This is a genomic window from Gemella sp. GH3 (assembly GCF_013415425.1).
In the GTDB taxonomy this organism is placed as follows: domain Bacteria; phylum Bacillota; class Bacilli; order Staphylococcales; family Gemellaceae; genus Gemelliphila.
The window spans coordinates 19,685-29,516 of the sequence record NZ_JACBYC010000093.1 but is presented as its reverse complement, the minus strand read 5'-3'; the positions used below and the strand labels follow the sequence as shown (position 1 = coordinate 29,516).

The 9,832-nt window shown below is 27.1% G+C and carries 4 protein-coding genes; 3 read left to right on the top strand and 1 reads right to left on the bottom strand.

Annotated features, from left to right (window positions below; translation table 11 throughout):
* The first annotated feature begins 124 nt into the window (after positions 1-124).
* From HZY83_RS03305 to HZY83_RS03295, 3 genes are all read left to right on the top strand, one after another.
* Positions 125-4,807 carry a ZmpA/ZmpB/ZmpC family metallo-endopeptidase gene (locus HZY83_RS03305; RefSeq protein WP_179942654.1) on the top strand — a complete coding sequence of 1,561 codons (4,683 nt, stop codon included), beginning with the start codon at positions 125-127 and terminating at the stop codon, positions 4,805-4,807.
* Positions 4,808-5,310: 503 nt separating this feature from the next.
* Positions 5,311-7,044, top strand: coding sequence for an ABC transporter ATP-binding protein (locus HZY83_RS03300; protein ID WP_179942653.1), 1,734 nt, complete (start codon positions 5,311-5,313; stop codon positions 7,042-7,044).
* Positions 7,034-8,776, top strand: a complete 1,743-nt coding sequence (locus HZY83_RS03295; RefSeq protein WP_179942652.1) for an ABC transporter ATP-binding protein — start codon at positions 7,034-7,036, stop codon at positions 8,774-8,776. Before HZY83_RS03300 ends, HZY83_RS03295 begins: the two co-directional genes overlap by 11 nt.
* 91 nt (positions 8,777-8,867) lie before the next feature.
* Here HZY83_RS03295 and HZY83_RS03290 read toward each other — a convergent pair whose 3' ends face one another.
* Positions 8,868-9,737: a sulfite exporter TauE/SafE family protein gene (locus HZY83_RS03290; RefSeq protein WP_179942651.1), complete on the bottom strand. Its 870-nt coding sequence runs from the start codon at positions 9,735-9,737 to the stop codon at positions 8,868-8,870.
* Positions 9,738-9,832 lie beyond the last annotated feature (95 nt).

Below are 9,832 nucleotides of genomic sequence, written 5' to 3'. Positions count from 1 at the left end.
TAATTCTAGATAATAATATATTAGTAAAATAATTTTATAAAAGTAACTATAAATAATTACTTTGGCTATTAAGTATGATATAATTACATTATAAAATTAGAACACAAATAAGGAGATTGTTTTTATGAAAAGAGATAAAATTCAACTTTTTTCTTTGAGGAAATTATCTGTAGGTTTAGTATCTACATCTATAGCTAGTATATTTTTGTTAGCAAATTCTAATGTATCTTTAGCTAGCAATAATAGTTATATAGAATATAAGTATGTTAGCGAGGATGAGCTTACAGACTCAGAAAAGCAAACTATTATTAAAGAATTGCCGACAATAAGTGAAAAGGATAGAGAAATTTATTATTTAGTTTATCGTCCTAATAAATCTGATAAATTTTTACCTAATACAGGAATGGATAGTGATTTAAATGTTATTGCAACTTCTGCTGCTATTTTGTTTTTGGTTGTGGCAGTAACTATTAGTAAAAAAGGAAAAAAGAAAATAACATCAGTAGTTTTAATAACTACTCTAGGGAGCGCAATATTATCACCAGAATCGGTTGCTGTTTACAGTAAGTTATTATCTCAATATAATGATTCTTTTAACGTAGAAAAAGGAAATAAATTACCTATACCTAATGATATACCTAATTATAAATATGTAGGCTATATTAAAATATCTGATAATAACAGTGATAAACTATTAAATAAAGAAGAATTAAATAAAATAGATAATGAAAGTGATAAACATAATCCTGTATTACCAGAAGTAGATTATCAAGATATAGTTTCTAAAGAAACAATACCATACGAAACAGAATACCAAAGAGAAGACGAGTTAGCGTATGGAAAAAGAGAAACAGTTCAGGCAGGAGTTAACGGAGAAAAAGAAATAGTTAAAGATGCAAGAACTAATGAAATAAAAAAAGAAACAGAAACAAAGAAAGAAATAAATGAAATAATAAAAGTAGGGACAGAACCAACAGTAACGGTAAAAGAATTACCATATGCAACAGAAGAAAAAGCAGACAACACGCTTTTTGCAGATGAAAGACAAGTTGATGTAGTAGGAAAAAAAGGCCAAGAAAAAACGACAACTACTTATGAATTAGATACAAAAACAGGAAAATTAACAGCCAATCAGCCAACAGTAGAGAGAATAGAACCAACAACAGAAGTAGTAAGAGTAGGTACAAAATCAACAGAAACAAAAATAGTAGAAAAAATACCATACGAAACAGAATACCAAAGAGAAGATAAGTTAGGGTATGGAAAAAGAGAGACAGTTCAGGCAGGAGTTAACGGAGAAAAAGAAGTAGTTAAAGATGCAAGAACTAATGAAATAAAAAAAGAAACAGAAACAAAGAAAGAAATAAATGAAATAATAAAAGTAGGGACAGAACCAACAGTAACGGTAAAAGAATTACCATACACAACAGAAGAAAAAGCAGACAACACGCTTTTTGCAGATGAAAGACAAGTTGATGTAGTAGGAAAAAAAGGTCAAGAGAAAACGACAACTACTTATGAATTAGATACAAAAACAGGAAAATTAACAGCCAATCAGCCAACTGTAGAAAGAATAGAGCCAACAACAGAAGTAGTAAGAGTAGGAACAAAAGATAGAATAAAAACAACACCTACAGTTGCTATAGCATCTATAACAAAAGATGAGGATAATAAATCAGTTACAGTTAATTATAAGTTAAATGATATTGATTCAGCTTATGTTTCGGCTAAAGCATTACTATATAAAGGTGATGAATTAGTGAGAGAAATAGCTATTAATAATATTTCTGATTCGTTGACTATTAGTGGATTAAATTATTTTACAAATTATACTTTAAAAACAGAACTTTCATATAATATAGGAAAAGGTAATGAAAATAAAGTACAGGAAAGTAATAAAGATATTTATTTAGAGTATAAAAAGATAGAGTTCAAAGATATAAAATTTGTAGAATTATATGAAAAAAATGGTGATACAATAAAAAGAAAAGAGTTACTAGATAGTATTCCTACAAACGTGGATAATTACTTTATTAAAATAAAATCTGTAGATAATAAAAATATTAATTTACCAATTGCATCTATAGTAGAAGTGACAGAAGGTGGAGATTCTGTTTACAAAGTCAAAGTAGAATTACCAGAACTTGTTCAAGATCAACAAGGTAGATATAAACCAAATGCAGAATTTTATATTCCTAAAAATATTGATTCAGACAACGATTTATTAAATAAATATAAAGTAGATTATCAAAATGTGACTAACTCAGAATTAGGACGTAATGTTGTTTATAAAAATGTAGAAAAGTTAATTCCATTTTATAATAAAGAATATATAGTCGAATTAGGTAACAAAATCGATATTTCTCATAAATTGTCTAAGGTTGAATTGCTAGATGTAGTACCTATGCTAGATAATGAAGTAATATTAGATGTTAATACTAATAAATCGTTTATAAATAGATTAATGCTACATTATGCTAATAATACAGTAGATTATGTTGATTTAACTTATAAAGGAGATTTTAAAAATAATAAAATTGCAGAGTATAGTATACAAGGTACTGATTTGATATATACTCCAGAAATGTTTTTAAATTCATATAGAGATATTATTGATACAGTAAGTCCAATATTATCTTCTGTTCAGCTTTATTCAGAAGATGTACATAAAGCTTTAAAAATAGATAATGATAGTACAGCATTAATAAATGAGCTATATTTTGAAAAAACATTTAATAATTTAAAAAATAATTTATCTGAAGAATTAGCAAAAATATTATCGGTAGATTCTGCTATAAATACACCAGAAGGAGCTGTCAAAGATAGTATTATATCTAAAATTAAAGATAATGCTACTCCATTAATGTTAGGATTATCTTACTTAAATAGATGGTATAACATTAATTATAATTATATTAATATAAAAGATTTATCAGCATATAAGACAGATTTCTTCGGAAAACAAAGTGATTCGATATTAGATAATATTATTAAGTTAGGTAATTCTGGAATATCTAGTTTAAGAGCTAGTGCAAATGTATCAACTTTTGCAAATACTATAGGAAAATATAAAGGAATTGATAACTTGTTTGACTACTTAGAAAAATATAGGGAATTATTTTTACCAAATAAGAGTAATAATGAGTGGCTAAAAGAAAATAGCAAAGCTTATATAGTAGAAACTTTGTCTTCAGTTCCAGAAGCTAGAGAAAAACAAGAAAATAATTATGGCCAAAAAAACAATAAATATTCAGTAGGAGTTTACGACAAAATAACTAGTAATAGTTGGAGATATAAGCAAATGTTACTTCCATTAATAACATTAGAAGATGAAAATACCTACATAATCTCAAATATGTCTTCACTTAGTATGGGAGGTTACGAAAGGTATACAAATTCTGTTCCTAACGATATGACTTTGTCATCTTTTGTTAGAAAGAAAGTAGAAGAAGCAGCTATTTGGCAAAGAAATCACTTAGATTTTTGGTACAAAGTGTTAGGTGAACAATCTAAAGATAAATTATTTGATACTATTTTAACTTATGATGGGTTCCAGTATTCTAATAATGGAGGAGGAAGTAGTTGGAGAACGTTATATGATAAAGATAATTCAATTCAACAATTCTTTGGACCAGTAGGTAAATATTATAAGAATAATGGTTCAGGAGCGTATGCTACAGGACAAATTATAAACTATGTAGTTTATAGAATTTTAGACTACGCAGGATCTTCAACATATACACATGAAATGACACATAATTTTGATGGTAAAATTTATTTTGAAGGAAAAGGACGAAGAGAAGGTCTTGGAGCAGAACTATTTGCTACAGGATTGCTACAAACTGCTGAGGCAAGAGGACATAATGTTTTAGGTCTTAATACTATGTTTGTCCATAGTAAAAATGCTTTAGATAGATATCATACAGCTAATCCTAATGAACGATATCAAAGTATGAAAGATGTTGATGATTATGTACATAGAATGTTTGATGTTATCTACACTTTAGAATATGCAGAATCACAAGCAATATTAAAACAAAATACTGATATTAAGAAGAAATGGTTAAGAAAAATAGAAAATAAATATATTACTGATAGAGATGGTAAGACGACACATGCAGGTAATGTTATAAGACCATTAACAGATGATGAAGCAACTTTATTAACATCGTTAGACAGTTTAATTGATCAAGATATTATTAATCGTCGTGCTTATCGTAATAATGAAGAGTTAGGAAGAAATGGATACTATGAAGTTTCTTTATTCTCACCTATTTATTCGGCTCTTTCAAACAGTAATGGTGCTCCAGGAGACTTGATGTTTAAACGTATGGCTTTTGAACTTATGGCAGCTAAAGGGTATGTTGGTGGATTCTTACCATATGCATCCAATCAATTTTCTAAAGATGCGTTTGATTCTGGTCAGAAAACATGGTCTTCTTGGCATGGACGTTATGTAGGACTTGTTACAGACGATTTAGTGTTTGATAAAGTTTTATCTAAAGAATATGATTCTTGGGCATCTTTTAAAAAGGAAATGTACAAAGAACGAATCAATAAAGTTTCCAACTTAAAACCTATCACTATTGAATATGAACTAGGTGTTCCAAAGTCTACTAAGAAGGTTACAATTACATCATTTGAGCAATTACAACGTTTGGTAGATGAAGCTATGGCATTAGATATAAGTAATGTAGATCGTACGACAAGTCATGTTCCTGCAAGTTGGGTTCATCTATTACACTCAAAAATTTATAATGCTTTCCTAAGAGAAACAGATGATTTTAGAACAACTATATATAATTAAAATTACTTTTATTAATAAAAAATCAAATATATTATAAATTAACAAGATATTTAGAAAGATAGAATTTGTCTGCCTACCGGCTTATATTACTAGTATATAAGGGTGCGAGGAATTCGGCAGTTCCGCCTAAATCTCTTCTATAGTTAACTAATAGTAAAAAGTCGTATTATTTTAATACGGCTTTTTTTGTCTTTAGATATTTAAAAATATATATTAGGAAATATATAATCAAAATTTTAAAATTGCTTATATATAATTGTACCCATATAACATTTTTTATAAAAAAATATTAAGTATAACTCTTATGATATACCTTTCTTATTAATTTACAACTACAAATCATCTAATTAACTTTAATTTTAAACGTTTTGTTTGTTTTAAATGTAATTATTATATTACTATAATAAGATTTTTATATTTATCTTAATTTCATTTGCTTTTTTCTATAATTTATTTTATTATTATTATTATTGGTATGAAATAAAGAAGGGGAGGATTATTTTATGAATAGTAGTGTATTACATCTATTTAAAAGAGATAAAACTAGAGTATTTATTGTTTCTATTACTTCTATTATAGGTAATCTGCTAACACTTTATCCTATTACGAGAGTTTCTTTTATTATAGATAATATCGCATCTGAAACTATAACGTATAATGATGTAGTAAGAGAAACAATTATTTTGCTTTTTGTAGGATTATTAAAATATATTGTAATGTCTCTAAACGATTTTTTTACGTTTTTTGGTTATGATAGAAACATAAAATATATGGGCGAGGATATTCAAAAATCTATTTATAAGCAAACACCTATATTCTTTAATAAATTCAGTATAGGAGAAGTAATAAGTAGATCAACAAATGATATTTCTGACTACGTTAGCCCGCTAGTAGCTTTTGGTCTTTTTTGCTTTTTGGAAGGTGTTATTTATAACGGATATATTACAGTTTTAATATTTTTAAAATCGAATGTTATTTACACACTGTTAGTTATTTTACCCTATATAGTGCAAACAATTTATTTATCAAAAAGAAAAAAAGGTCAAGAAGTTTATTATGACAAGATGCTAAAAACTATGGATACTATTACCGAAGAAACTCTAGAAAATGTTAAAGGTATTCGAGTTATTAGAACATATAATTTACTTCCTAAGGTTAAAAGAAGTTTTATCGCTAAATTAAACACTTACTCTGAGAATAATGTTGAATATACTAAGAAAATTAAATTATTTCAACCTATCAATATGATATCTTCGGCGGTATCTTATTTAATAGCTATTGTTTACGGTTTTTATTTAATAAAAATAGGTTCTATGACATTAGGTGAATTAATTTCGGTATTTTTAGTTTTAGCATGGATACAATGGCCATATATAGCATTATCACAATTTATTATATCTTATGTAGAAGCTAGACAAGGTTTAAAAAGAATTTCAGAAGTAACTAATTATCCTGTAATAGTTAATAATGATAAAGCAAATGGTAATTTTGAATTTCTTGAAAATATAGAATTTAAAAACTTTAATTTCAAATATGAGAGTGATTATGTATTAAAAGATATTAATTTTGTTATTAATAAAGGTGAAACAATAGGTATAGTAGGAAAAACAGGAAGCGGAAAATCTACTTTAGTAAAACAACTTTTAAGATTGTATCCTACTGAAGAAAATACTATTTTGCTAGATGGTAAAAGTATAGAACAATTTTATGATTATTCTATTAGAGATAAAATGGGAGTAGCACTGCAGGAACATCAATTATTTTCTAAGACTTTAAAGGATAATGTTCTTTTTTATCGTTATGATTTAGAGGATAAACTAGAAGAATCACTTATAATATCAGATTTGAAAAAAGATGTTGCAAGCTTTAAAGATGGTATTAATACTCTTATAGGGGAGAATGGATTGTCACTTTCTGGAGGTCAGAAGCAACGTATTGGTATAGCTAGAGCTGTTATAGGAAATCCAGGAATTTTAATATTAGATGATAGTTTGAGTGCAGTAGATGCATCAACAGAAGAAAATATTATTAAAAATATTCGTAATTCACGTGTAGATAAAACTAATATTATAGTATCTCATAGAATTTCTGCAGTGCGTCATGCAGACAAAATAATCGTTCTTAGTAATGGTATTATAGAGCAAATAGGTACTCATAATGAACTTTTACAAACTTGTAAGTGGTATAATGAATTAAATGAATATCAAAATAAGGAGGTAAAAAACGATGAAGAATAGTAATGTATTATTTCGTTTTATTCCTTATATGAAAGAAGCGAAAAAAGAATATTTTATTGGTCTTATGTCAGCTTTGTTAAGTGTAGGTGGTAGTGTTTTGGCTGTTTATTTATTGTCGAAAGTTTTTGATAATGTAGACGGTACTGTTACAGAAAAAATAGTTAAGAGAGCTATTATAATAGCTTTAGGATATGGTATTATTTTTATATTATCTGGAATTTTTACTTATATAAGAAATATTTATTTAGTTAAAGGAGCTAATAAAGTATATATTTCTATTCAGCAACAAATTTATGATCATATTCAGAGTTTACCTATAAGTTATTTTGATAATATGCCTGCAGGTTCAGTGGTATCTAGAATTACTGGAGATGCTAATGTTATAAGAACATTTTTTGTTAATACGTTTGTTAATATAATTGTAATAATTTTAAAATTACTATTTATTTACATTGTGTTATTTACAGTTGATTATCGTTATGCTTTGGCAATGATGCTGTTAATACCTTTACTTTATGGAGTTATGGTTTTGTATAATAAGCTAAATACGGATAATATAGTTAATTATCGCCGTACTTATTCTGAAGGTAATGGAATTATTAATGAAGGTTATCAAAACTTAGAAATAATAAAGGTGTTTAACAAAGAACAAGAAAGTATTGATTATTGGCGTCAATGTAATGGTGAGAGATATCGATATGGAATTAAGGTTAACATAATAGATGCTACTTTCTTACATACTTTTTCTGGATTGTTAAATACTATAACATTTACTGGTATAATTTTTTATTACAGTTATTCTCATTTTAATGATAATAAATTTGGAATAACTATAGGTATGGTTTATCTATTTGTTAATTATACACAAGATATTATCTACAGAATAGCAGACTTTACTTCGGAAATTTCAGTTTATACTAGAGCTATTGGTGCAGCTACCAATATTCAAGAAATATTAAAATTAAATGTAGAAGAAGATTTAGGAGAAATAGTATCAAAAGAAGATTTTCGAGGGAATATTAAATTTTCTAATGTTTATTTTGCTTACAAAGATGATAATTATGTTTTAAAAAATATTAATATAGATATTGAAGAAAATCAAACAGTTGCTTTTGTAGGTGCTACGGGTAGTGGAAAAAGTACCATTATGAATATGCTTATTAAGTTTTACGAAGCTAATAAGGGAAATATTTATATAAGCGGAGAAGATATAAAGAATTATAGTAACAACTTCCTACGTGAGAAAATAGCGATAGTTTTACAAGATTCATTTTTATTTGAAGGTAGCTTGTTAGAAAATATATCTAAAGATGGCGATGAAAGATTAGCAAAGGAATCATTATCAAAGGTTGGAGGAGATTTTATCTTAGAACAAGGTAGAACGTTACAGTCTAAAGTAGAGTTATCAGGAAGTAATTTTTCTGTAGGAGAAAGACAACTTATATGTTTAGCTAGGGCTTTAGCAAAAAATCCTAAAATATTAATTCTAGATGAATCCACAGCTAATATAGATAGTGAAACAGAAAAATATGTTAGTAAAGCTATAGAAGAAATAAAGCATAATCGAACAACTTTAATAATAGCTCACAGATTATCTACTATAAAAAATGCTGATAAGATATATGTGCTCCACAATGGAGAGATAGTAGAAGTAGGTAATCATGAACAGTTAATTAAACAAAATGGACGCTATAAAAAAATGTATGAAACTCAAATAGGAAGTAAAAGATAGACGGTGTAATATATATTTTGATTACATAAAAAAGTGATGATATTTTAAAAAATATCATCACTTTTTTATAGTTTTAAGATGTGATTACTTGTTATTTTCTACCTTTGATAATCATAGATATTCCAGTATATATAACGACTACTATTACTAACCACATAATGTAATCTAAAGGCATATTTTTAACGATATTAAATGCGACATATACACCAGCTAATCCACCAATTATAATTGTTATTGTTGCTATTCTAGAGTACATATTAGCTTTAATAAATGGACCTGAAGATATAGCTTGAAGTAAAGCACAAGAAGCCATCATAATAGGAAATGCAGCTTTTGGATTCATTCCTAAAATAGAAACCATAGCTAAGCAGGGGGCGTAAAGTCCTACACCAGCCATCATTAATGCGCCGAAAATAAAGTTACCTACAATACCAATTATTAATGATACACCTACAAGACCTATTGCAGTGTTACCTGTACTTAATAATGATAACCAGCCCATTTGTTTAGATATCATAAGTAACGATGTTACTAATAAACAATATCCCATTGTAGTTTGAATTTTTCTCTCTGAAAATCCTGTAACAATTCTTGCACCCAAAATAGATCCTAAAATAGCAGCAGCTATTAAAGAAAACATAGTAATTGGTTCTACTTCTACAGCTTGTATAAATAGAAATGCTTCTAAAATAGTAGGTATAGTATGTGCTACGTTAAGTGTTCCGGGTAATTGTTTGTCGTTATCTAAGTAATTTGTTACTTTAAATAGTAAAGTTGTTAAAGCAAAACTACTAATTCCTAATGTATCAAAGAAGTCTGTAATAAATCCAATTACAACACCTAAAATAGGATTTCCTTTTCCTAAGTTGTTTTTGTTTTTTATAACATCTGTTATTATATTGAATAAACAGTACACTCCACCTAGAGCGACTAAAATTAATAATATATTTACTGCGTTCATATTTTCTACCTCATAAAATTTCTTTAAATATCAGATAATAATTTTATATATCGGCTAAGGTGAGTTCAGATGATGTGTATATATTTTTATATTTA